General features: G+C 61.9%; 24 protein-coding genes and 1 pseudogene. 5 read left to right on the top strand and 20 right to left on the bottom strand.

Annotated elements, in window-relative coordinates; translation table 11 throughout:
* Positions 1 to 7: 7 nt before the first annotated feature.
* The 3 genes from rpe to ASD04_RS18615 all read right to left on the bottom strand — a co-directional run bounded on the left by rpe (position 8) and on the right by ASD04_RS18615 (position 1,807).
* Complete coding sequence (rpe, locus tag ASD04_RS18625) at positions 8 to 688, bottom strand: ribulose-phosphate 3-epimerase (protein ID WP_056260251.1); 681 nt, start codon at positions 686 to 688, stop codon at positions 8 to 10.
* Positions 689 to 953: 265 nt separating this feature from the next.
* Positions 954 to 1,565 carry a hypothetical protein gene (locus ASD04_RS18620; RefSeq protein ID WP_056260248.1) on the bottom strand — a complete coding sequence of 204 codons (612 nt, stop codon included), beginning with the start codon at positions 1,563 to 1,565 and terminating at the stop codon, positions 954 to 956.
* Positions 1,566 to 1,579: 14 nt separating this feature from the next.
* On the bottom strand, positions 1,580 to 1,807 hold the full coding sequence (locus ASD04_RS18615) for a DUF2188 domain-containing protein (RefSeq protein WP_056260408.1): 228 nt from the start codon (positions 1,805 to 1,807) through the stop codon (positions 1,580 to 1,582).
* A 156-nt stretch (positions 1,808 to 1,963) separates the two neighbouring features.
* On the opposite strand from ASD04_RS18615, the gene ASD04_RS18610 reads away from it, so the two are divergent.
* A complete protein-coding gene (locus ASD04_RS18610) occupies positions 1,964 to 2,701 on the top strand; it encodes a cytochrome c biogenesis protein CcdA (protein ID WP_056260246.1) in 738 nt (245 codons plus the stop codon).
* A gap of 114 nt (positions 2,702 to 2,815) precedes the next feature.
* Positions 2,816 to 4,057, top strand: coding sequence for a GNAT family N-acetyltransferase (locus tag ASD04_RS18605; protein WP_056260244.1), 1,242 nt, complete (start codon positions 2,816 to 2,818; stop codon positions 4,055 to 4,057).
* Here ASD04_RS18605 and ASD04_RS19265 read toward each other — a convergent pair.
* From ASD04_RS19265 to ASD04_RS18595, 3 genes and pseudogenes are all read right to left on the bottom strand, one after another.
* Positions 4,049 to 4,213 (bottom strand): annotated as a pseudogene (locus ASD04_RS19265) (JAB domain-containing protein); the annotation flags it as partial. The gene ASD04_RS18605 and the pseudogene ASD04_RS19265 sit on opposite strands and share 9 nt — an antisense overlap.
* A gap of 102 nt (positions 4,214 to 4,315) precedes the next feature.
* Positions 4,316 to 4,546, bottom strand: coding sequence for a helix-turn-helix domain-containing protein (locus tag ASD04_RS19665; RefSeq protein ID WP_082531349.1), 231 nt, complete (start codon positions 4,544 to 4,546; stop codon positions 4,316 to 4,318).
* A gap of 374 nt (positions 4,547 to 4,920) precedes the next feature.
* Positions 4,921 to 5,835, bottom strand: a complete 915-nt coding sequence (locus ASD04_RS18595; RefSeq protein ID WP_056260406.1) for a nucleotidyltransferase and HEPN domain-containing protein — start codon at positions 5,833 to 5,835, stop codon at positions 4,921 to 4,923.
* Positions 5,836 to 6,519: 684 nt separating this feature from the next.
* On the opposite strand from ASD04_RS18595, the gene ASD04_RS18590 reads away from it, so the two are divergent.
* On the top strand, positions 6,520 to 7,410 hold the full coding sequence (locus ASD04_RS18590) for a LysR family transcriptional regulator (protein ID WP_056260240.1): 891 nt from the start codon (positions 6,520 to 6,522) through the stop codon (positions 7,408 to 7,410).
* 230 nt (positions 7,411 to 7,640) lie between these two features.
* On the opposite strand, the gene ASD04_RS18580 is transcribed toward ASD04_RS18590, so the two are convergent.
* The 11 genes from ASD04_RS18580 to trbB are packed head-to-tail and all read right to left on the bottom strand — an operon-like array spanning position 7,641 to position 17,152.
* Positions 7,641 to 7,874 (bottom strand): DUF2274 domain-containing protein, encoded by a 234-nt coding sequence (locus ASD04_RS18580; RefSeq protein ID WP_056260236.1) that lies wholly within the window; start codon positions 7,872 to 7,874, stop codon positions 7,641 to 7,643.
* Complete coding sequence (locus tag ASD04_RS18575; RefSeq protein ID WP_056260234.1) at positions 7,871 to 9,040, bottom strand: TrbI/VirB10 family protein; 1,170 nt, start codon at positions 9,038 to 9,040, stop codon at positions 7,871 to 7,873. Before ASD04_RS18575 ends, ASD04_RS18580 begins: the two co-directional genes overlap by 4 nt.
* Complete coding sequence (gene trbG, locus ASD04_RS18570) at positions 9,037 to 10,026, bottom strand: P-type conjugative transfer protein TrbG (RefSeq protein ID WP_056260232.1); 990 nt, start codon at positions 10,024 to 10,026, stop codon at positions 9,037 to 9,039. The genes ASD04_RS18575 and trbG overlap by 4 nt, the downstream gene beginning before the upstream one ends.
* A complete protein-coding gene (trbF, locus tag ASD04_RS18565; RefSeq protein WP_056260230.1) occupies positions 10,023 to 10,712 on the bottom strand; it encodes a conjugal transfer protein TrbF in 690 nt (229 codons plus the stop codon). Before trbF ends, trbG begins: the two co-directional genes overlap by 4 nt.
* Positions 10,709 to 12,064 (bottom strand): P-type conjugative transfer protein TrbL, encoded by a 1,356-nt coding sequence (trbL, locus tag ASD04_RS18560; protein WP_056260228.1) that lies wholly within the window; start codon positions 12,062 to 12,064, stop codon positions 10,709 to 10,711. The genes trbF and trbL overlap by 4 nt, the downstream gene beginning before the upstream one ends.
* A gap of 3 nt (positions 12,065 to 12,067) precedes the next feature.
* Complete coding sequence (gene trbK-alt, locus ASD04_RS19255; RefSeq protein ID WP_082531348.1) at positions 12,068 to 12,337, bottom strand: putative entry exclusion protein TrbK-alt; 270 nt, start codon at positions 12,335 to 12,337, stop codon at positions 12,068 to 12,070.
* Positions 12,338 to 12,358: 21 nt separating this feature from the next.
* The gene (gene trbJ, locus ASD04_RS18555; protein ID WP_056260226.1) at positions 12,359 to 13,138 is read right to left on the bottom strand and encodes a P-type conjugative transfer protein TrbJ; all 780 of its coding nucleotides are present in this window, start codon (positions 13,136 to 13,138) and stop codon (positions 12,359 to 12,361) included.
* A complete protein-coding gene (trbE, locus tag ASD04_RS18550) occupies positions 13,135 to 15,609 on the bottom strand; it encodes a conjugal transfer protein TrbE (RefSeq protein WP_056260223.1) in 2,475 nt (824 codons plus the stop codon). The genes trbJ and trbE overlap by 4 nt, the downstream gene beginning before the upstream one ends.
* A 9-nt stretch (positions 15,610 to 15,618) precedes the next feature.
* A complete protein-coding gene (locus tag ASD04_RS18545; RefSeq protein ID WP_056260222.1) occupies positions 15,619 to 15,882 on the bottom strand; it encodes a VirB3 family type IV secretion system protein in 264 nt (87 codons plus the stop codon).
* Entirely contained in the window at positions 15,882 to 16,214 is a 333-nt protein-coding gene (locus ASD04_RS18540; RefSeq protein WP_056260220.1) for a TrbC/VirB2 family protein, read from the bottom strand. The genes ASD04_RS18545 and ASD04_RS18540 overlap by 1 nt, the downstream gene beginning before the upstream one ends.
* Positions 16,211 to 17,152 (bottom strand): P-type conjugative transfer ATPase TrbB, encoded by a 942-nt coding sequence (gene trbB / locus ASD04_RS18535; RefSeq protein ID WP_056260217.1) that lies wholly within the window; start codon positions 17,150 to 17,152, stop codon positions 16,211 to 16,213. Before trbB ends, ASD04_RS18540 begins: the two co-directional genes overlap by 4 nt.
* 715 nt (positions 17,153 to 17,867) lie before the next feature.
* On the opposite strand from trbB, the gene ASD04_RS18530 reads away from it, so the two are divergent.
* Complete coding sequence (locus ASD04_RS18530; protein WP_244488363.1) at positions 17,868 to 18,917, top strand: restriction endonuclease; 1,050 nt, start codon at positions 17,868 to 17,870, stop codon at positions 18,915 to 18,917.
* A gap of 45 nt (positions 18,918 to 18,962) precedes the next feature.
* Here the strand turns inward: ASD04_RS18530 and ASD04_RS18525 are convergent, their stop codons facing one another.
* Positions 18,963 to 20,507: a hypothetical protein gene (locus tag ASD04_RS18525; RefSeq protein WP_056260213.1), complete on the bottom strand. Its 1,545-nt coding sequence runs from the start codon at positions 20,505 to 20,507 to the stop codon at positions 18,963 to 18,965.
* 231 nt (positions 20,508 to 20,738) lie between these two features.
* Between ASD04_RS18525 and ASD04_RS18520 the strand changes: the two genes are divergently transcribed.
* Positions 20,739 to 21,521: a DUF5677 domain-containing protein gene (locus ASD04_RS18520; protein WP_056260211.1), complete on the top strand. Its 783-nt coding sequence runs from the start codon at positions 20,739 to 20,741 to the stop codon at positions 21,519 to 21,521.
* A gap of 132 nt (positions 21,522 to 21,653) precedes the next feature.
* Here the strand turns inward: ASD04_RS18520 and ASD04_RS18515 are convergent, their stop codons facing one another.
* Positions 21,654 to 23,075: a hypothetical protein gene (locus ASD04_RS18515; protein WP_056260208.1), complete on the bottom strand. Its 1,422-nt coding sequence runs from the start codon at positions 23,073 to 23,075 to the stop codon at positions 21,654 to 21,656.
* A gap of 400 nt (positions 23,076 to 23,475) precedes the next feature.
* Positions 23,476 to 23,928, bottom strand: coding sequence for a ribbon-helix-helix protein, CopG family (locus ASD04_RS18510; protein ID WP_056260206.1), 453 nt, complete (start codon positions 23,926 to 23,928; stop codon positions 23,476 to 23,478).
* Positions 23,929 to 23,935 lie beyond the last annotated feature (7 nt).

Raw genomic sequence — 23,935 nt, 5'->3', positions numbered from 1 at the left:
ATTTGATTCAGGCAAGGCGGGTCGAAGCGGCATTGCGGATGGCGGCGATGCGGGGGGCATAGGTGGCGGCGTCATTGCCGCCATAGACGGAGGAGCCGGCAACGAACACATTGGCGCCGGCCGCCGCGACGTCGCGGGCATTGTCTGATGTAATGCCGCCATCGACTTCGAGGTCGATGGGGCGGCTGCCGATCAGGGCCGCCGCCTGCCTGATCTTGCTCAGGCTTTGCGGAATGAAGCTCTGGCCGCCGAAGCCGGGATTGACCGACATGACCAGCAGCAGGTCGATATCGCCGATGACGTTTTCCAGCGCCGAGACGGGCGTCGCCGGATTGAGCGCCACGCCGGCCTTCCTTCCTTCGGCGCGGATGGCCTGGAGGGTGCGGTGCAGATGCGGGCCGGCCTCGGCATGGACGGTGATGATATCGGCGCCCGCCTTGGCGAAGGCGGCGATATAGGGATCGACGGGGGCGATCATCAGATGCACGTCGAACGGCTTGGCGGTGAATTTGCGCACCGATGCCATGACCAGCGGACCGAAGCTGATATTGGGGACGAAGTGGCCATCCATCACATCGACATGGATATAGTCCGCGCCACCGGCGTCGATGGCGGTGATTTCCTCGCCCAGCCGGGAAAAATCGGCCGACAGGATGGAAGGGGCAATGCGGATGGGACGGGTGGTCATGGGGAGGGCACCTCAGCCGCCTATGGGACGAGGCTGCTATAGGGCGGGAGCGGGCAGGGGGCAAGGGCGACCGGGCTCGCTATCCGCCATAGCAGATCAGAAACGCGTTTCGCTTTCGCGCGCCAGAATGTCGAATGCGTCGGAATCGGGGATGTAGCGCTTGGAAAGCGCGGCGCCCCAAAATTGCGTGGGCGGCGCTTTGCACAGGAATCACAACTGGCGATGCGATACCGGGCGCGTTGCTTGTCGGTTCGGCGGGCGGCGTTTAGTTTGTTGTAAGCCAGAGCTTCATATGGGTGATGAGTTCACCAATGGGAAGCTTGACGATATCGCGGTCCGAGAAGCCATTGGCTGTCATCTTGTCGTAGTTGGCCGCCATGAAGTCGGTGAATCTGCCCCATATGCGAGCTGGCCCGACAGCGTTGAGGTCGGCTTGAGCATTGAGCCAGTTTCTCACTTCGGTAACGACGTCGGCGGGTTCATTACCGTGGACCGCGATGTCCGAATTTGATAAATCCGAAATTGCAGCCTGAAAGCGGTATCGTTCTGCTTCAAGGATGAGACACTTCTTGCTCGCCCAAACGCCACCCGCAAATTCTCGACAACCGACGTCGAGCCCGAGCTCAAAGGGCATGTTCATCCGGTAGAATTCACCTGGTGCCTGGGCACGCAGCCTAGACAGATCGTGAATGCCAAATTGCGACTCTTGGATCATGCGCATGATTTTGGTTATGCGCGGTTCGGCCGAATTCAAAGTTTCCAGCGCTATTCGCGGCTCGAAACCCAGGTCAAGAATGCAAAATAGGAGCGGTCTGAGAAGCGGCAAATAGTCGTCATCAAAAGGGCAGTTGATGAAGACGTTTGTTTCAAACGCCAACCGGGATAAGCCGATCAGCCCTTCGGCGGATACGGGTCATTGGCGTAGCTGTTTTTCATACGGATCGTACCGTCGGAGCGATGAACATAAAGCTCGGCGCCATCGCGCTTGGCAAGTTCCTTACCCCTCTTGATGGCGTCGGCCTGAGTCGTGAAGACACGCGATGCACGCTCGGCCCCAGACTTGCGCACACTCCAGCCGCCATTCGGATTTGGCACAACGTGCTGACTACGTTTGTTCATTTCTTTGCCCTCATCAGCAACATACCAAACCATTTGGTGAGTTGCCAGTGCGCATACAATCTCGCTTGGGCATCACAAACCGGCGATGCGACACCGGGCGCGTTGCTTTGTCGGTCCGGCGCGGTACAACCACCGCGCAACAGGAGCGTCGGTCTCGTGGAATTTTCTCTGCCATTGGTGTTCGGGGCTGGCGTGCTGAGCTTTCTCAGCCCCTGCGTGCTGCCGCTGGTGCCGCCCTATCTGACCTATATGAGCGGGGCGAGCTTTGACCAGTTGCGCGCGGAAGCCGATGGCACGGCCGGGGCGCTGCAGCGGCGGGTGGCCTTTACCTCGCTGTTCTTCATTCTCGGCTTTGCCGTGGTGTTCGTGACGCTGGGCGCTACGGCCACGGCCTTCGGGCAGGCCTTCCGGCAGGCTTTGCCGATCCTGACGCCGATTGCCGGCGTGCTGATCATCGCCATGGGGCTGCATTTCCTCGGGGTCTACCGCATCGGCATTCTCGACCGGCAGTTGCGCCATCAGGGGCCGGGGGTAGCCAGCGGGCCGCTGGGCGGGTTCCTGCTGGGGCTGGCCTTTGCCATTGGCTGGACGCCCTGTATCGGGCCGGTGCTGGCGGCGGTGCTGTCGGTTGCGGCCAGCCGGGAGACGGCGTGGGAAGGGGCGGGGCTGCTGGGGCTCTATTCGCTGGGGCTGGGCGTGCCGTTCTTCCTGGCCGGCATCGCCATTGGGCCGTTCCTGGCTTTTTTCCAGGGGTTCAAGAAGCATCTCCATACCGTGGAGCGCGTCATGGGCGGGCTGCTGGTGCTGACGGGCGTGTTGTTCCTCACCGGCAATTTCACCCGGCTGTCCTACTGGTTCCTCGAGACCTTTCCGGTGCTTGCCAGCTTTGGCTGAGGTAAGCCGGGCTTAACCCTCTGCCAAGTTTCCGGCCCACAACGATTTTGCAGCACGGATTTTCAGCACTGGTTTACCCCCGGGGGCCAGAGTGCGGCTCGACACGAGGGGATCATGCTGACAGTCAATACAGCCGACGCAACGCTCGATTCCGGCGCCCGCAGCAATGGGACCGGGGCCGTCGTCCTGCGTGGCGAGATCGGCGCGACGGCGACCAGCCGGATCGAGGATGTGGAGACGGTCTGGCGCGACCTGACGGCCAGCAGCATCGAATCCCCCGGCCAGAGCTATGATTTCATCCGCCTGTGGGTGGCCAACCGGCAGGTGCCGCAGGCCGAGCAGCTTTATGTCGTCGGCCGGATCGATGGCGAGCCGGTGGCCCTGCTGCCGCTGCATCGCAAGCGCGTGCATGGCCTGCCTGTGCTCACCTGGTTTCCCGGCGCCAATGCCGGCTGCTATGCCCCGATTGCCGACTATGACCGGCTGGCCGCGCTGGGCCCAGAGGGCCGTTGCCGGCTGTGGACGGCCATGACGGGCCAATTGAGCGGCGCCGACCTGGTCTATCTCCGCTCCATCCCAGTCGCGGTGGGCGGGCATGAAGGGCTGTTCGATGAATTGGGTGCCACGCTGGCGGTGGAAACGCTCTACCGCTCGCACTATGCGAGCTGGGAGGAATGCGACCGGCTGCAGCGCAGCAAGTCGCGCCGCAAGCATGACCGGCAGCAGGGCGACCGGCTGGCCGCCATGGGCGAGGTGAGCTTCGAAGAATTGCGCAATGGCGGCGATACCGATTGCGCCATCGAGGTCATGTTCCGGCAGCGTTCGGCCCGCTTCAAGGCCATGGGCATTCGCGACACCTTCGTTCATGACCGGCTGATCGATTTCTATCATGACGCGGCGCGGGCCGGGTCCGGTATTGATGTGCGGCTGCATGTGCTGCGGCTCAATGGCGATATCGTCGCGGTGCGCTACAATATCGTCCACAATGACCGCATGTTCTGCCTCATCTCCTCGATGAGCGACGATCCGGCCATCCAGAACGGCTCGCCGGGCAAGCAGTGCCTGCTGCGGGTGATGCAGACCGTGTTCGACGAGGGCATAAGCGTCTTCGACATGGGCAGCGGCTTTACCGACGAAAAGCGGCACTGGTGCAATGTGCAGGCGCCGCTGCGCCAGCATTATATCGGGCTGACGCTGCAGGGCGCTGTCATCGTCAAGGCGCACCGGGTGTTCCAGCAGACGCGGGCTGCCATCAAAGCCAACCCGCAGCTCAAGGCGGCGGTACGCGGCCTGCGCCAGCTATTCGACCGGGTAACCGGCTCCGCCGGCCCGGCCGCGGCCGAAAAATCAGAGTAGCTTGAGGCCGCGCAACGAGGCGTGGCCCGATTTGCCGATGATGAGATGGTCGTGCAGGGTGATGCCCAGCGGCTTGGCTATGTCCGATATTTCCCTGGTCATCCGCACGTCGGCCGATGAGGGGGAGGGATCGCCCGATGGATGGTTATGGATCATCCGTTTCAGCTTTGTATCCAATTGATATAAAAGCGGAAAGTCCTCGCAACTGCTTTGGTGGGGGCGGCCTTGGGGAGCGTGCGTGAGCTTTATTTTGACGGGTCACGCTGGCTCATCCCTCTTCCCGCTGAGTCGATTTGTCGCACGGCACTTAACGGTCTGCTGATTTGCCCATTCGTTAAGGTCGGCCAACGGATAGACAATGGACTTCCCGATCTTCACGAAGGCCGGCCCAACGCGCATTGCTCGCCAGTTGGCCAGTGTCCCAGTCGAGATGGCGCCGCGAAATCGCTCGGTCACTTCTTCTGGCGTCAGATACAGTGGGTACGTCATCTTGCACCTCGCACAAGCCTCGGTAGGGACGATCGCTCCGCGTATCATGAATACTGAGGCGATCCGCTGCTAGGCACCCACAAGGCGATCCGCTGCTAGGCACCCACAAGGCGATCTTCAGTGAGACCACCTGTCGATACCGACGCGTCACGCACCTCTACGGGAACTTTGCCTTGAGAGAGAAGGGGGTTTTGACCACCGTGGTACCGTTTCGTGCTGCTGACTAGAAAAAGGCCGGGGAGAGCATGTGCTCGTCAGTCTGATGGGATGCAACCAGCAAGGCCGTCCCAAACTGTTGTATGTGGGAGGCGGCGAAATGGAGAGAAAAAACCTCAACGGGGGCCACAGCCCAGGTCAGCTTCAACGCCTCGCGACTAGCGCCCATCTCGGGCGATCTGCTCCAAGCTTTCCAGGCGTTCTTCACACACCGTCCGTACCAGCGAATGCAGATGTTCGGTGCGGTCGATGAGCCAGGTCAGGGCCTCTTCGCTGATCTCGTAGTGTTTGGAGTACCGAGCCTTGACGTAAGCTTCATTCAGCACATTGAACCAGGCGTTGAAGCGCTGCAGTTCTCGTGGCCAGGCCTCGATCAGCCGACGGTCACGGTCTTCGCTTAACATGCGGAGGAATCTCAGGTTATGGGAGGGAGGGCTATAGTTGGTCAGCACCAACAGCACAGCGGAATACGCACGCTCGACGGATTGATGAAGCAAGAAGGCCGCATCGTTCGGCATTCGATCCTCGACAGACGAACTGGCAAGTTTCATGAGATGTCGTGACGATGGAAAACGCTTTTCGAAATGCTCCCTCGCCACATCCGCAGCCTGTCTCGGCGTGAGCACACCGGGCTCCGCCAGTTCACGGTCGTCCATCTCGTAGAGGACGATGCCCTCTTTTCGGATGTCGGTGAAGAAGTACTGCGCGTTGCGCAGGGCATTGTTCACCTCCCGGCCCGAATGCACAATCAGACCCACAGGAGCCCCAATCGAAGGGTCTCGGTTCAGCCGATCGGTGGCGCGATCCCAATACTCAAATTCCGCAAAGCGGCTCTCGTTGACGATCACCAGAACGTCGAAGTCGGAGCGATATCCCTTCATCGTATGGGGCTCATCAACCCAGGTGCCACGGGCGTAGGAACCAAACAGGATGATCTTTAGAATTCGGCCCCGGCGCTTGTTTTCGGACTTGGCCTCTTTCAGCGCGTCCTCAAATTCCTCGTGGATGATCTCGACGATGTGCGCAACGTTCCGCTGCTTGCTTTCGGGGAGGTGATCGAGGCTGATCTTCATTACGGGAGGCCCCTTCAGGTTCGCGCGCATTCGGCATTTGGTCTTATGCCCAGCCAGGAGTCCCATGACAACATTGTTGGCATTGATGCAACCAACAGGGCTCTAGTTGGAGGCGACCGATCTCTTCCCTGACCTTGGATGACGGCTTCTTCATTCCGATTGTCCCCCTCTCATCGTCGGAGCTGTTCCGATAATAAGCATTGCCCGGAAGGGCGTGCAGCGCACCCCCTCAAAAACGAGGGGTCGGCGGAATTGACGCTTTGATCCATCATCCGAGCGTTTCGAAGGAATGCCTCCAGGGGCGCAGCAATGTCGCCAATGCGATGTGCTGCGGCCGGCCCGAAGGGGACAGGCAGACCGACGAAGCCTGTGCCTGTCCAGCCGTCGGAGCGAACATCGCCTTGGCATTCACGCCTGTCACGCCCCAACTCGTCGGTCGCGGCAAGGGCCCCAGCGCTGTCCGTTCTGAGACCTCCGAAGCCACGCGCCGTCGACTGGGCAGCAAGGTGGATTGGCAGAGCGCGCGCTGCCGTACCCTCCGTTTCAGATCGACGCTACAAAACGCGCTGATGCGTCTACTCAGGACAAACGCTAGGGCGCCGGGTCTATGAGGACTAACTCGCAGCCACTGAGGTGGCCTTGTCCCAGACTCGTTGCGGGCTGCGGAACCCGCAGAGGTGATTGATGGTCAATCCCGCGCTGGATATCCGCTTGTTCCACTACGCTCTGGTGGCCGCGCAGCATGGGAGCTTCCGCCGCGCCGCAGCGGCCCTCAACCTGCAGCAGTCAACAATGAGCAGGGGCGTACGCATTCTCGAGCATCGGGTCGGCGCGGCACTCTTTGAGCGCAGCCATGCTGGGATCCGGCCGACGCCAGCGGGTGAGCGCTTTCTAGAGGAAGCTGCGTTGGGATTTGATCACCTCGAGCGGGCCACCCAGCGGATCAGGGCAACACAACGCGGTGAGGGTGGCGAAATCACTGTCGCAGCGAGTGTGCCGTTTCGTTTGCTGGGTGAGGCGTTCGAGCGGCTGCGGCGTGAACGCCCGGGGTTGGCTCTGGAGATCGTGGAAGGAACGTGCGAGACCAGTGCTATGCTGGTTCAGCAGCGAAGAGCGGAAGTTGCCTTCGTGAGCAACAACATCCTCGGCAATGCCGCAATACAATCTCTGCACGTGCGCAATGAGCAGATGGTCGCCGTCCTTCCGAAGTCGCATGGCCTTGCGTGTGCGCCAGCTGTCGTACTCGATGAGCTTCGGGTAGAACGGTTTATCCTCGGTGCTGGCGGCTTGGGCCCCGCACTCGCGGCCCATCTTGGGCGCCAAATGGGCGGTGAGTTGGATCAGAGACTGCTGCGGGTAGGGCAATTTGATGTTATCAACATGGTGGCACGCGGCTTTGGCGCGACGCTCACGGTAGGTAGTCCTCCGCATGTTGGACCGGACGGTGTTGCTTTCATCCCCATTGCGGATTGCAATGCCATCCCCATCCACGCAATTTGGCAGTCATCGACAACGAACCCAGCTCTGAAGCGCCTGGTGAAGCTCGTTGTGGAAACGCGGGAGCGGCGTGCGTAAGGAGGCCCGAGAAGGAAAATTGGAGAAACTAGGTGCAGAACCGCATCACCGTCAGAATGACCGAAGAAATGTTCGCTCAGATTGACTCGTGGATCGCGCGTCAGCCCGGCTACGTCAGCCGACAGGAGGCTGTGAGGCGCCTCCTCGCAATCTCGCTCGAGGGCACTGAACAACATATGCGACCTCACTCAGCTGAAGCAAATCCGACCCAATTGGTCCAGGGCGCGGGTTCACGGTGATGATCTGCTCGGGGAGTTGCGCGACCGCGCGAAGCCTCGATCCGTCGCAATGAAGCGTTCTAACATCGGAACGACCAGGCGAACCGGATCGGCGATAGGCTGTCCCGTCTCGATCGAGAGCAGTTCGGCATAGGAGACGAGATCGCGATGCAGCGCGGCCGGCAGTTCCAAGGTAAGCTTGACCGGCTTGTCGTCCGGGATGGCTCCTAGCTTGAGTTTAGTCATTGAGATACTCCATAGGGCTCGAGCACGAGATCACGTGTGACGATGACTCTGACCGGAAATCCCGGCCGGATTGTAAGCGTCGGGGCGACCTGCATCTGACGCTGGACGATCTGCTGACCGGCGTCGTTGATGGACTCCTGGGCGCCGCTGCGGATTGCCTGGATGAGCCGATCGTCGTCATCCATCGTCAATTCCACCCCGACCGCAAGCAGCGTCGATAGGCCAGCGGCTTTCATCAGATCCCACCAGTGATAGTCGACGCCGTCTTCTAGGCCGGCATAACCCTGGGTGTCCGCACCGGGCTGCCGCTCGAGGACAATCGATCGCCCATTCGGAAAGATCAGCCGGTTCCAGACGAGCAGTATGCGCCGCTGTCCAAAAGCAACGTCATTGTAGTACTCGCCGATGATCCTCGTGCCCTGCGGGACCAGGAGAATGCTACCGGTGGGGCTGTCATAGATGTGTTGGGTCACCTGTGCGGTGATCTGGCCGGGAAGGTCGTAACGGATGCCGGTGATCAGGGCCGCCGGGATCACAGATCCCGCCTGCAGCACGAATGGCGACGCCGGCGCGGCCACGCGGTCGTGAGCCACCGCGCGGCGATCGACGTCGGCGTTGAGGAACGCGAGCTGTGGATTCTCAGACCCGGAAGCGCCCATGCCTGGTGTTGAGCCACCAAGAGTGGGGAACGTCGGAAGGCCTGACTCTGACGGAGCACGAGTCTGGAAGAAGAGCTCGCTGGTTCGTGCGGCCTCCATCTCCGCGAGGCGGCGCTGCTCTTCCGTATCAGCCTGTGGTACCGGAATGATTTCCAAAGGGACGCTGCGACCGTCTTCTTGCGCGCGGACGATCGGACCGCCCAGGTCGCCGGGCAGGGGAGGACCGAGTTGCGGAACGCCACTATAATCAGCGGGCAGCCCCTGCAAGCCTTCGGCCGTCTGCCTGCGATCAGTGGTGAAGAGCTCTTCCCCGCCAGGCTGCCGGTCGGCGGTCTGAAGCGCGTAGATCAGGGCGCCGCCAATGCCGAGGCCCGCAACCAGACCCACGCCAGCGAGGACACGGCGGGAAACGCGGGTTACGCGCGGGGCCTCTGGCCGCAGCCGCATAGCCGGGTCCGGTTTCGTAGCTGACGGCGCGCTTGCCGTTCCGGTGTCGGTCTCGCTCATGACGACGGCCTCCCATCGGTGCGCACGATTCTAACGATCTGCTGCCGGTCGGCGCTGCCGAGTCGCAACTCGGCGGCGCCGAACAGCCGATCGACGATAAGGATGTTCTGGTAGACGCGGCTGTTGACGATCTCGGGCTGTCCATCCGAGCCTATGACAAAAATCGGCGGCATTTCACCCTGCACAATGCCGCGCGGGAATTCCACATAGACGCGCCGTCCATCGTCATAGACGGAAACCGGCCGCCATGGCGGGGCGTCGCCCGTGAGGCCATAGCGATGGTTGCGCGCGGCGACGGTCGGAATGGTGGGGGTGGCGGGGACGATCGAACGTTGGGACGCCACTTGTGGATAGGCCCAGGCGACGGCCGGCATATAGGGATTCTCACCAGAACGCAGCTCGAGCAGATAGGTGCGCCGGTCCGTGGTGATGACCAGGTTGGTGGTGATGTCGGTCCGCGTCGGCTTGACGAGGACATGGACGCGGCGGGTCGCTCCGCTGCCGCTCTCGGTATCGCCGATGATCCAGCGCGCCGTATCGCCGGCGGCGATCGGGCCGGCGCCGGTCAGATTCTCGCCGGGTTCGAGCGCGATGTCGGTGATCTGCCCGGGGGCGGCGTAGACCTGAAAGAGGGCGCCTTCGCTCCAGGGATAGATCTGGATAGCGTTGTAATACCCGTCCTTGCGTGGTTCGACGCGCGCAGCGATGTTGGCGTTCTCGACTCGACCAGTTGGCGTGCTTGCGGGATCTCCGCCCTTGGCAGGGGTCCAACTCGGCGGCACAAGAATGGGGCGGGGTGCACCATCACCGGTGCTGACCGCCACGGCCGGCAATGGTGGAAGGTTGGCATCGTAGCTGATCTGCGGCGGCTTTGGCGCCGTAGCGCAGGCGGCGAGCACCACGGCTGACACTAACAGCACGCCGATCGGGGATGCGGATTTACGGAACGCCGGATTTACGGCTTGTGGGATCGCTGGCGGGGTCATTGTCCCAGCTCCTTGGACCAGTTGATCGCATTGACGAAGACGCCGAGCGGGTTGCGGCGCAGGCGCTCGGCGTCGCGCGGTGGTCGGATCACGACCGTGAGGATGGCGGTCCAGCGCTCGGTGCCGGCAAGCTGGCCGTTCTCATAGCGGCGTTCAGTCCAGGCGACGCGGAACGAGTCCGGCGACGCCCGGATGACCGACGAGACCTCGACACTGACCTGCTGCTTGCCGACGCGGGTAAATGGGTCATTGGAGCGCGCATAGTCGTTGAGAGCCACAGAACCGCGATCGGTCGTGAACTCGTAAGCCCGCAGCCAGTTCTGGCGGACGATAATCGGATCGGCGGAGATGGATCGGACCTGTTCGACGAAGCGCGCCAGGTGATAGGCGATCTGGGGATCGGTCGGCCGATAGTCGGCCGTTGCCGGCTCGACCGCGCGGGCCTCGCCCGTGCCATCCACTTCGACCACCCAGGGCACAACCGTGCCGCGCGCCGACTGCCAGACCAGGGCACTGGCCAAGCCAGCCGAGAGGATCAGGCAGCCGAAGGCCATAAGGCGCCAATTCCGTGCCTGGACCCGGGCTGAGCCGATGCGATCGTCCCAGACCTGGGCCGCGCGCTGGTAGGGTGTTTCGGGTTCCGGCATCTTGCCGTAATGGGCGGCTGGTCGCTTGAAGAAGGTCATGTGCGGTCTCTTTCGGAAAGGCTGACGGAAGCGCCGCCACCGTGGTTGTCGCCCGAGCGGACAGCGTGCGCAGCGGCTGTAACGCCATGGCTCATGGACTGGCCGTGGCGCATGCGGTGGGCCCAGGCGGGTGGACTGGCGGTTGAAGAGGGCGATTCAGACGGCTCGGAGGTGGCGCCGACAGTCCCCATCGAAGACGAGCCGCCGGTCGCCGCGAAGGCAGAATTGCCGCCGGAATCGAAGGAGGAGCCGAGGCTTTCTGAGACGCGCGATGCCGCGCGCTTGAGCGGGGAGGCTGCTGCGCCGCCGGCGGCACGGGCGACACCGCCGAGGCCCGCGGCAACGCCAGCGGGACCGGATGCGCCGGCCGAGGCGAGCGAATAGGCGCCAGAAGCGCCGCCGGCGAGTACCGCGCTACCACGTGTGGCGGCGGCGCCTGCCGACAGGGCTGCCTGTCCGCCCTTCGCGGCCAGCATGGCGCCGCCGCCCGCGGCGACGGCAGCACCGGCCACCGCAAGGCCGGTTCCGACTGCGGCGCCTGCGCCGAGCTGCGGACCACCGCTCACAAGGCCGTTGGCGATGCCTGGCCCGAAAATGCCGAGGCCCAGCAGCGAGAGCGCCGCCAGGACGATCGCCATGGCATCGTCGATGGTCGGCTGCTCGCCGCCAAAACCGGCGGTGAACTCGCCGAACAGCGTGGAGCCGATGCCGATGATGACGGACAGGACCAAAATCTTGATGCCGGAGGAGATTACGTTGCCGAGGACACGCTCGGCCATGAAGGCCGACTGGCTGAACAGGCCAAACGGAATCAGGACGAACCCGGCCAGCGTGGTCAGCTTGAATTCGATGAGGGTGACGAAAAGCTGGATGCTCAGGATGAAGAAGGCGAGCAGGACGAGAACCCAGGCGATCAGGAGGCAAATGATCTGGAGGAAGTTCTCGAAGAAGGCCCAGTAGCCGGAGAGCTCGGCGATCGCTTCGAGCAGTGGGCGACCAGCATCGAACCCGGTCTGGGCGACGCGGCCGGGGCGCATGAGATCCTCGACCGAGAAGCTGGTCCCCGAGGCCATCAGGCCAAGCCCGGCAAAACTGTCGAAGATGATCCGGGCCAGGCCGTTCCAATTGCCAATGAGGTAGGCGAAGACGCCGACGAAGATCGTCTTCTTGACGAGGCGCGCGATGATGTCCTCATCAGCACCCCAGGCCCAGAACAGGGCGGCGAGCGTGATATCGATGACGATCAGCGTCGAGGCAATGAATGCCACCTCGCCGCCCAGGAGGCCAAAGCCACTGTCGATGTAGGAGGTGAAAACCTCGAGGAAGCGATCGATGACGCCGGCGCCTTCCATGGCTTAATTCCCTGCTGACGGTGAAAGGAAGCGGCGGCGGTTCTCATCCCATGCGGCGAGGCATGCGGCGTCGCGTGTTGCGACCTCGCCCATTTGCCGGCAGCGTCGGAGGGTCTGGCGCAGGGGATCGGGGCGCGGTGTTTCGGTGGCGGCGGGTGGAGATGATTGCGGGCCGGTCGATTGGTCCTCGTGCGCGAGTTGGATCGCCGCGGCTGTGACGGCGACGGCGACAATGACGACCGCCGCGAGGCGTGCGAAAACCCATCCGTCCATGATCACCCCCTTCGGTCAGCTTCAGTTGCCGCCGGAAAACATCTGGGCGTTGCCGGGCTGGTAGGCGGCACCGGGCTCGAGGAAGCGGCGCCGCTGCTCTCGGCCTTGTTCGGCCGCGGCGGCCTGCTCGGCGGCCGACAGCGCGTCGGCCCGGCCATTGGCGGCGAGCAGTGCCGTCAGATCGGTGAGTTGCTGGGCCTGCAGGGCAAGGATCTGATTGCCGGCCTGGGTCGCCTGGAGCGCGCCGGTCGCGCCCTGACTTTCTCCGACCAAATTGGAAAGTTCTGCACGCTGCGTCTCAATATTGCCGACCACGCCGGCCTGGACGCGCATGGCGTCCTGCAAGGCGCCAACGGTGTTGCCCCAGCGTTCGCGCGCCAGCTCGACAAGCTGCTGGTCGGATGCGGTGAGATCCATGTTGGCGTATTGCTGGGAGAAGATCTGATCGACCTGCTGCACTTCGAAGGCTATCCGCTGTGCCTCCCCGAGGAGCTGTTGGGTGCGCTGGACTGACTGCTGGATTTGCTGGAGCGAGGAATAGGGCAGACTTGCGAGATTGCGCGCCTGGTTGATCAGCATCTGGGCCTCGTTCTGAAGCGAGGCGATCTGATTGTTGATCTGCTCCAGCGCCCGAGCCGCCTGCACGATGTTCTCGGCATAGTTGGACGGGTCGAACACGATGTCGCCGAAGCCGAACAGGGCATAGGCGGGTGTGACGACGATGGGGGATAAGGCCAAAGGCAGGGAGAGCATGGTGGTGGCGAGAAGAACGGCGCGGACACGCGATTGAATTCGGGTCATGGGGAAATCTCCGTGTTAGGTTGAGCTGGTGCCGCCGCAGTGGCGGCGAGATTGCTGAGATCTGGAATGAGATCGGCCGCCCAGACGAGGCGATGGGCGCGCAGCCAGGCATCGAGAAAGCCCTCGCGTCCGTGCTCGACCAGCACCTCTTCGATCCGGGCATGATCGGACTTGGCGGAAGCCGCGCAGAGCGCCAGCGCCACGTCGCCGAGACCAAGCTCGAACAGGCGGTTGCCGCGGCGGGACTGCGCGTAATAGTCCCGCTTGGGCGCGGCCCGGGCGATGATGTCGATCTGGCGGTCGTTGAGACCGAAGCGCCGATAGATCGCCGTGATCTGAGGCTCGATCGCGCGGTCGTTGGGCAGCAGGATACGGGTGTGGCAGGAGTCGATGATTTCCGCCGCGATCGTGCTTTTTTCGAGCTGGGCCAGCGATTGAGTGGCGAAGATGACGCTGGCGTTCTTCTTGCGCAGCGTGACCAGCCATTCGGCAAGTTGCTTGGAGAAGCCGGGATCACTGAGTGCCAGCCAGCCCTCGTCGACGATGACCAGGGTCGGCCGTCCGTCGAGGCGTCCGGCGATGCGATGGAAGAGGTAGGCGAGGGCCGCGGGGGCCGCGCCGGTGCCGAGCAGACCTTCGGTCTCGAACGCCAGGACCGGCGCCTGGCCGAGACTCTCCGCTTCGGCATCGAGCAGGCGGCCATAAGGCCCGCCGACGCAATAGGGCTGAAGAGCGCGTTTCAGATCATTGGACTGGAGCAGTACGGTGAGACCGGTGATGGTCCGTTCTTCGAGTGGCGCCGAGGCGAGTGAGGTCAGCGCCGTCCAGATGTGCTCCTTGACCTCGGGCGTGATGGTCACGCCTTCCCGCATCAGGATGGCGACGAGCCAGTCGGCTGCCCAGGCGCGCTCTGGCGTGTGGGCAATGCCGGCGAGCGGCTGGAGCGACACGGATGCGTCCGTGCCACCCGTGAGCTCGCCGCCGAGATCGTGCCAGTCGCCCTCCATGGCGAGGGAGGCGACGCGGATCGAGCCGCCGAAGTCGAAGGCGAAGACCTGGGCATTGTCGTAGCGACGGAACTGCAAGGCCATGAGCGCCAGGAGTACGGATTTGCCGGCGCCGGTCGGACCGACCACCAGGGTATGGCCGACATCGCCGACATGAAGGGATAACCGGAACGGGGTCGAGCCTTCCGTTCTGCCATAGAGCAGTGGGGGAGCTTGGAAATGCTCGTCCCGTTCCGGCCCCGCCCACACCGCCGAAAGCGGGATCATGTGGGCGAGATTCAGCGTGCTGATGGGCGGTTGCCTGACATTGGCGTAGAGATGGCCGGGCAGGGTTCCGAGCCAGGCGTCGACCGCGTTGATCGTCTCCGCCATGCCGGTGAAGTCGCGGCCCTGAATAATCTTCTCGACCAGCCGCAATTTCTCGTCGGCGATGCGTGGATCTGCGTCCCAGACGGTCACCGTCGCGGTGACGTAAGCTTCACCGGCATAGTCAGCGCCGAGTTCCTGCAGCGCGAGATCGGCGTCAGTCGCTTTGTTGGCGGCGTCGCTGTCGACCAGCACCGAAGCCTCGTTGGTCAGCACTTCCTTGACGATGGCGGCAATGGATTTGCGCTTGGAGAACCACTCGCGGCGGATCTTGGTTAGCAGCTTTGTGGCGTCGGTCTTGTCGAGAAGAATGGCCCGGGTCGACCAGCGATAGGGGAAGGCAAGCCGGTTCAACTCGTCGAGAATGCCGGGCGTGGTCGTCGCCGGAAAACCGACAACGGTGAGGACGCGCAGATGTGCCTCGCCCAAGCGTGGCTCGAGCCCGCCGGCCAGCGGCTGGTCGGCCAGCAGGCCATCAAGATACATCGGCGTCTCGGGGACGCGCACGCGTTGGCGCTTGGTCGAGACGGTCGAGTGCAGATAGGTCAGCGTCTCTTCGTCATCGAGCCAGCGGCATTCGGGCATGAAGCCGTCGAGCAGGGCGAGCACACGATCGGTGCGATCGACGTAGCCCCTGAGGGTTTCCCACGGGTTCACCCCGCTCTGCTCCCGGCCTTCGTAGAGCCAGCTTTCTGCGCGGGCCGTGTCCTCTGCCGGCGGCAAATATACGATAGTGAGGAAATAGCTCGACTCGAAATGCGTGCCGGCTTCCTCGAAATCGGCCTGGCGCTCGGCGTCGATCAGCGCCGATGCCGCATCGGCGAAGCTGCTCCCCGGATACGTCGCCGCCTCGTGGCGCTGTGCCTCGACAAAAATGCTCCAGCCGGAGCCGAGACGGCGGAAGGCATTGTTGAGCCGGTTGGCGACGCCAACCAGTTCGGCGGGGACGGAACTGTCGAGATCGGGGCCACGGAATCTGGCCGAGCGCTGGAAGCTGCCATCCTTGTTGAGGACCACACCCTCGCCAACCAGAGCGGCCCAGGGAAGATAGTCGGCGAGCCGGGCGCCGGTGCGGCGATATTCTGCGAGGTTCATCATCGCGGTGCCTCAAACATTGAGATTGGCAGGGATGCGCAGATGCCGGCGCACCACTTCGACGAAGAGCGGATCCCGCCGCGCCGCCCAGACGGCGGCCAGGTGACCGATGGCCCAGAGCACGATGCCGACCAGCCAGAGCCGCAGGCCGAGGCCGAGCGCGGCCGCCAGCGTGCCGTTGAGAATGGCGACCGCGCGCGGGGCGCCACCAAGCAGGATGGGCTCAGTCAACGCGCGATGGAGGGGTGCGGTAAATCCGGGGACTGGCTCGTCCATCAGATCAGCGCTCCGCCGCCGAAGGAGAAGAAGGAGAGAAAGAAGCTCGAGGCCGCGAAGGCGATGCTGAGGCCGAAGACGATTTGGATGAGACGACGGAAGCCGCCTGACGTGTCGCCGAAGGCCAAGGTCAGACCGGTGGCGATGATGATGATCACCGCAATGATCTTGGCGACAGGTCCCTCGATGGATTCGAGAACCTGCTGCAAGGGCTCTTCCCAGGGCATCGACGATCCGGCGGCATAGGCGGCCTGGGTCACCATGAGGCTGAGCGATGCGGCGAGCGCGGTTGTAGCGATCCGTGGACGTGCACGAAGGATTGTCATGTTCATGAGAGGGCTCCAGGGGGTTCGGGGGACGTGAGGGCAGGGGAGAGGTCGTAGTCGCCGCTCGCACCGAGCCCAGTGACATGGGCGAGTTCGACGAGGCGCCGCGCCGAACCGCGGCCGGAGAGTACGGCGATGACATCGATGGTTTCGGCGATCAGGGCGCGGGGCACTGTGACGACAGCTTCCTGGATGAGCTGCTCGAGGCGCCGCAGGGCGCCCGTGGCGGATCCAGCATGGATGGTGCCGATGCCTCCGGGGTGGCCGGTCGACCAGGCTTTGAGCAGATCGAGAGCTTCGGGGCCACGAACCTCGCCGATCGGAATCCTGTCGGGTCGAAGCCGCAGCGACGACCGCACGAGATCGGACAGGGAGACCACGCCATCTTTGGTCCGCAACGCCACCAGATTGGGTGCCGCACATTGTAGCTCGCGGGTGTCTTCGATGAGCACCACGCGATCGCCGGTCTTGGCGACCTCAGCGAGCAGGGCGTTGGTGAGGGTGGTTTTGCCCGTGGACGTTCCGCCGGCAACCAGGATGTTCTGCCGCTCAGTGACGGCCCGGCGCACAACGTCGGCCTGCGCGGCCGACATGATGCCAGCGGCCACGTAGTCCCCCAGAGTGAACACGGCGACCGCAGGCTTGCGAATGGCGAAGGCAGGAGCCGCCACCACGGGTGGCAAAAGACCCTCGAAGCGCTCCCCCGTTCCTGGCAGTTCCGCCGAAACACGGGGCGAACCGGCGTGAACCTCGACGCCGACATGATGCGCCACGAGGCGGATGATGCGTTCGCCATCGGTGGGCATCAGATGCTCGCCGGTATCGGCGAGGCCCTCCGTCAGCCGGTCGACCCAGAGCCGCCCGTCGGGGTTGAGCATCACCTCGACGATCGCGGGGTCTTCCAGGAACCGGGCGACGGCCGGACCCAGCGCGGTGCGCAGCATGCGCGTTCCGCGTTCGACGGCCGCCGATTGCCCTGAAGAAATCACCACGTCGTCCCCACTCCGCTGTGGGCCCGCACGATGCGCGGCCCTGGATCGGGGACAAGTAGAAGAGGCACGAACGGGCGAGACGCAACAAGCCGCTAGAGGTGGTCGTAGCTTGGCGTGGAATTACAGCCAAACGGCGGAATCGCTATGGCGCAATGCGCCCGTTCTAGCTGTTCATCCACCTTCGGTGAGTTCCTAAAAGTGGACGTGCCGCTCGACAGCCGATGGAGTCTGCAACGGGGTGGAGGGTGTGTGAGAAGTACGCGCAGCTGATCGTTCAAGTTGCCTAGCTATGGCGCGCGTTGGCTTCGTTCACACGGTTATTGCTTTGAGGGTCGCAATGCCGGCAACCGCGATGACGCACTTGATGTTATAGGCCAGGGTCGCCAGGCTGGCATGGGTTGCGACGTTCTTGAGCCTAAGGGCTCGGAAGTGGGTGGCCCCATTTGTGTTGCCGAGGAAGGTGGCCGTCCTCTTTCAGCTACCAAATTCAGAAAGCGGAGGCTGAAGTTTAGTGGCACCGGGTCTACTACTGTCTGACTGAAGCCGGCAATCTCCAGTATGTTCGGTAGGCTTGATCTCAACGCGGCCTCCGGCTTCGGTTGGGCTCAGGCTTGGGCGCCGAGAACACATGGGGCTCCGGAGGAGTCTCGTAGACAGGAGCGGACCAGTGAACGATACGCCAGATGATCTCGCCCGATTGATCCACGAAGCGTTGGAAATTGGCGACTGGGACGGTGACCCGGCAGTGTTGGCAAACCGGGTGCGTCGGCTTGATCTAGGGCTGCCCGTCGAAGATGAGTTCATGGTCCTCTGCGCATGGCTGGGGAAATGCCAGCTGATACACAAGCTGGACCAAGCCGCTTTGCCGGTGATGTCTAAAGAGCTCTATCAAGTGCCGGATCTGATGGCTGCTTTCTCGACGCAGGTTGGAGGAGGGCCAGTTCTCATAGAAGTCAAAAGCAAGAGTGACCGCGTCCTCTCATTCAAGCCGAGCTACCTAGAAAAGCTTCGCAACTATGCCAGTCTGGTGGGCGCACATCTGCTGATTGCATGGAAATTCCACTCTGTCTGGATACTGTTTGAGGCCAAGCATCTCAAAAAGGCAGTCTCGAACTTCAACATTTCATTCGATTTGGCGATGAAGGAAAATCTCCTGGGGGTGCTGGCGGGAGACCAAGCCTACAAGATCGGCGCCGGCGCCGGCATCCATCTCAAGATGCAAAAGGAAAAGCTTATCGAGACCGTCGAGGGGGACAATCAACGTACTGAAACATGGCAGATGAGGGTGGCCGAGGTGATGTTCTCAGATCGGACTGGGCAGATGATGAAGAGCCTTTCACCCGACACGCAGACACTGTTTACCACATGGGACTTGCACACGAACGAAGAGCACGCCGAAGATCATATCTGGATCCGACATGTGTCTACTGGTGACGGATTGCAGTTCGGCCATACTGCCTTGGTTCGGCTTCTTGAATGGCATTTGCCCGACGGCGCCAAGCTACATTGGCGTCGGCAGTTCCGCGCGGGTCGGATTGCGAGCCTCGAAGACTTCCGCGGAGCTCTGGCCAGAGCGCTCGATGAAGGTGTGATCCACCTCATTCTCGATCAAATGCCCCACACTATGCCTGATTTCGTGGAACCACCCGCTTCGCTAAAACAGCGCGGTGCCAAAATCGAACAGTCAGCAATTTCTTCACCTGCCCAAAATGACTAAGCGAAGACCGGACCCGCTGGCAAACCTAGCTTTCAGAGTGCCGCGTCAGGGAACGGAGACAACATGTCCACCGACAGACCATCCGCCATCAAAGATCAGTGTGAGATCTCCTGCCATTGCTTGTGCTCCCACGACAGGCGCGATGTAAGTAAGCACATCCCGTACCTTGGCTTCCTTGGGCTTGGAGGTGAACAGCACCTGTGTGGTGGCAGGTGTGCGCTGCAGCGCCGCGATGAAGCGAATAAAGTTGTCAGATGGACGGTGGCTGTCCAGGGTCGCATGCGACAGCAGCAGCCGCGTAGTCTCGGCCTGCCTAGGATAACCAGAAGCCAGCAACGCACGATAAAAGTATGCATTGGCTCCACCGTGATGGGCAACCTGCACAATGTGTAGCGGCGCCAGCTGCTCGATCAGTGCAGCATGGAAATGGGGTGAGCCGGACACCTTGAAATCATTGGCGCCAGCATCGCCACTGACCAGGATACGCTGGTCGGCATGTTCGACGACCATGATGTAACTGAGCTGGTTGCTCGGCGTGATGCTGGCGATCGGGATCATCTCCAGCCGGGCCGCCATGAGGTATGACCCGGTCGGCAGCAAATGCCGGAACTTGTTGACCAGACCCTGCGATGGGCCGAGCAGGATTAGTTTGGGGGAATCCGGGTCAGCGGGCAATGCCCGCTCGAACCGACCTGGCTGCCCTGTTGGTTTCACCCACCCAAAGGTCTGCGGCTTGCCATCTTCGATCGTAGCGCAGCGAATTCTGATCGAGCGCGCTTTGAGTGCTTCAACAACTAGCGCAAGAGAGGAAGCGGTGATGGCATCTTTTGCCGTGGACTCCCGGATCAACCCCAACGTCTGGGCTTCAACGTGAGCCAGATGGCTATGCCCAATTACCCGCTCTTCGATGAATGGATCATCGTGCCACCAGCGGGCGCGCTCCCCATATTCCTTGAGTTGTTCATCTACCTTCCAGGGGTCGGTGATGTCGTCTTCGGCGTGACCCGAGCTGGTCCGGCCGATCGTGACGCCGGCGTCAGCGATGTGCGCCTCAAAATACTCTCGGCCCAGCTGGACATCGTCCCGCTGCGATCGATTCAAGTCGAGCCCGATGCTGTCGTCTTCGAACGCGCGCTGGCGTGGACGCGCATCTATGCCGCGCATTCTGTCGGCCTCACGCTCAAGACCCGCCAGCCTTGAGCAGGTTGCCGCCTTGTCAGCCAGGTAACGGCGCAATACGCCCTGACCATCCTCACCGGCGAGCTGCAAAGCCAGCAGGGACTCGTCTCTCAAAGGACTTCCAGCAAGCGCAAATTCAGTGTCATTGGCAACCGGCGGAAGCCAGGCCTCGCCGATCTCGATGCCGGGGTTTTCGATGACGTCTACCAAGCCGTCGAGGTGGTCAGCGTCGTAATGGGTGCCTACGATCAAGTCGATACGAAGTTTGTCGCCGCCAAATGCCTTGATGCTGTCGCCGAGACGATCGTTCACCCGATGGCTTTTTCTGCCGGCGTCGGCAAGAATCCTTACAATCCCGTCCGCAGTTTCGAACTGAAGCAGCATTGCCGCACCAAGTTCGACAGCATACATATCTGTTCTTATTCGCACCTTGTCCCCCAGTCGGTAGCCGTCCCTTCAATTGAAGTGGTAAGGCCTGCAGCGTCAATGCTTGGCGCTCCGCTAATCCTAATCGCCCTCCCGCAGGCGGAATCTGTCTCTGCGGCACCGACCGCCAGCTGGCGAATGGCAAGAAACGTGGTCAGAAACGGCCTTTTTGAGCGCAACGCACTATTGTCTCTGACGCATTGAGAAGCATCGGCCATGACCCACGAAAACGAACCTCTGCGGCATGCCGCCATCCTCCGATGGCTCCGCGACTATGTCGCTGCTGCCTTCCGCTTTACCCAGGAAGAACCAGTTTCGGTGACGACCGATCAACAAGCCGAGTTGGTCGCCATCAAATGCGCCCTGTTCGCCCGGGCGCTGACAGTTTGTGACGGGTGCGTATTGCTTCTCGCGAACGACCGGCAACTCGACTTCCGCATGCACTCGCGGGGCGTTATCGAAGCGGCAATGTATCTGATAGCGCTCGATCGAGATCCAGCCTTCGTCACCAAGATGAAGGATGACGATTACAAGAGCCGGCAGGCGCGTGCAGGCCTGCATTTGAGCGCAGGGCTAATCCAGTCTGCTGACGTCAAAAAGCTGCTGGAGGCCTTCGTCGATCAAGGCATGCAGGGTGCCAAATCGATCAACGCCTCCGAGTTGTTGAAAGGTAGCCAGTTCGACCGTCTTTACAGGTCCTATCGCGACATTTCTGGCGATGCGGCCCATGTCAGCACGACATCTTTGAATAGGCACTATGTTGAGAACCCGGTTGATGGATCCGCCACTCTTATCGTCCACCCCGAACTTGACGACGCCGACATGGCGATGACCTTTTCCGAGATGGGCATAGCGATGACCATCTCGACGCTTCTCCTGATGAAGATCAAGGAAAAGACCAATCTTTGGGACGAGTTTCACGTCCTGCTTGATCGCTACCGTAAGATCGTGCGGGCTTCCATAACGGAAAGGGAAAACGCCATCGGAGGTGCTCCGTGACACTCGTCCAATGGCTTACCGACGTGATTGGGCAATGACGCCATAAGATTTTGCCTCTCTGCATTTGTCGACGATGACGGCTTGGATAATGCAGGTCCACGGGCCACAAGGAGTTGCATGTCCTCATGCCCTTCACAGCTGGACCACCCTCCTCTTCTGGCCAGGATGGCGTGGCTTCGGGGGAATGAAAGTCGGGCCTTGAGCGGGAGGTTGCGACATGTCGTCTACCGCCGTGTCCTCGGCGTCGGTCTGGGACTGGACAGCAAGCACCATCCCTTTTTTCCCTTCTATGGCGGAGCGAAGATAGGGAACCAACACGTCTGTCTGAAGGGCCGATGTCCCGATCCAGCCGCGGCCGACCATGTCGATGAAATGCGTCGGCGTGAAATGGCGCCTCCCGAACGATTCGGCGCGCACGACCTTGCCCCCTTTTGGGCCCCGCACGGCCGGAGTTCTTGCCAGCAATTTCCAGTAGCCCAACGGAACGTAGATTCCCGGTACGTGACCCACGGTTTCGTGGGTGAGGAGCTTGCTGCAGAATTTGAGGAAGAAGGGATCCGCTCCCAAGCGGTACCCCTCGCAGCTCTCGTCGAGAGTTTGGGTGTTCAGCGTCGCCGCCGCAGCATCCATCCGCTTGATCTCCTCGTCCAACTGCGCGTCGGGCCTATATCCTTCTTCGCCGTCGACGCCCCTGAACATCTTGTACTGCACAAACACCACTGACTTCAGGGTTTCGTTGACATAGATGAGGTCGGTGCCGAGCTGCACCTCGAGATCGAGCTTGTTCGCCAGGATGATGGTGAGCTTGGTACCGCCTTTGTGGAAGGTCTTGGCGGCATATCGTTGGCGTTTGACGAACTGCCAGTCCTTGTCAGCATTGTCGAGGTCCTGGAGGATGACGAGATCCTCTATCGAGGTCACGTCGCCATCGCTGTCGAAAATCGATGTCGCGTCCTGTGGCATTTGAGGCGATATCCGCAGGCTTTCCTTCGGTATGCCCGCGATCTCGAGGGAGGTCACGACGGCATCCCGTTGGAAAGCCCAGTTCATCTTTGCCGGCGTCGGCATCGGGTCGGGCGCAGGAGGACGGTGGTCCACTAATCCATCGGCAATCCTAGCCGCTCGAGGATCTACCCGACGCAACGCTTCAAGGAGCAGCCCGAACGCACCAGAGGAAACATGCCCTCCTGATAGCGCGCGCTTCGCTCGCCAGGCCTGCCCACCTGTCAGATGTGCCTTGATCGCCGATAACTTCACCGGCTTCTTGAACGGCATGACGTTCCAGATCTCGAGCTTGTCCTTGCCCGACTCTGCAGCGTAGGCGGTGACACTCCGTGCCGCGTGCGTCAGATAACCTTGTTTCGTGCCGATAAAGCACAGCATCCATTGCTTGCGCATCGATTGCGGAAGTTTCGGAACAGCTTGGCTGCATTCGCTCGTGGCGTCGAGGTCGCCATGAAGCTCCTTCATCCGTGCCGGTGTGATGCTTAGTATGTATCCGTGCTGGGGCACCCAGCGGAAGCGGGCGTCGAGATATTGGTTCCCTGGCGGCATTGGCTGTCTCTGTTCCCTCTATCCCGTAGCTCAGCGCTCAGGCGCATCAACGCCGGGAATTGTGGCCACCTAGCTTCACTGGCAACGCGCCTCAGCATCGACTGGGCCGTCCGTGGGCTTGAGCAATTTCGCAGGTTCATCGCAAACCGGTTTAAGAATTCAAACGGCGATGGTGAGGCGTAGCCTAAGCATATGCGATTACGACCGGAAGGGCCGTGAAGTTCTGTACAACATATCAATGGCACATTGTACGCTAGAGCACCGCGATCTGGGCAATATGCGATTGAAAATCGGATGCTCCATTCGCTGCTTGCGATACCCACGAAAATGTCCGCTATCTACCACCGGATGCAAAGCCGCCAGTCAGCACACGGCCGGTGGTCCATGAACAAATCAAAAACTATGTAGGGGCATCGGCAACCGGGCTGTCGTCGCCCGGCAGGACATCCTCCGAAATCTCGGTGCGCAGTTTCGGGCCTTGGGCGAGTCGGCGGCCTAACGCAGCCACAAAGGCGTCGTAGCGCTTACCTGACTGGGCTCGGGCTGCTGCCTGTGCCGGCTCGGGGAGTTGCGGGGTCGTGGTCAGCCAGAAGCGCACAAATACGGCGAGCGTTTCGACCGAGATGCCGAGATCGCGCTCGAGCCGATTGAGGCGACGGTCGATCTGGTCGAGCCTTTTGGTCATTGCGGCTTCCTGTCTCTCCGCAGCATCAGGCGAGAGGAAGGACGCGATTGCGGCCTCGGCGACAAGGGATCGTGAAAGGTCCCGTCGGGCCGCGTGCTCGACCAGCGCCTTCATTACCGGCGGGTCGAGATAGATCGACAGCCGCTGCTTCTTTCCGGGCTTGGCCACGAGTCGT

The sequence above is a fragment of the Devosia sp. Root436 genome (assembly GCF_001426345.1).
Classification (GTDB): domain Bacteria; phylum Pseudomonadota; class Alphaproteobacteria; order Rhizobiales; family Devosiaceae; genus Devosia.
This window is presented reverse-complemented; position numbering and strand designations above follow the sequence as displayed.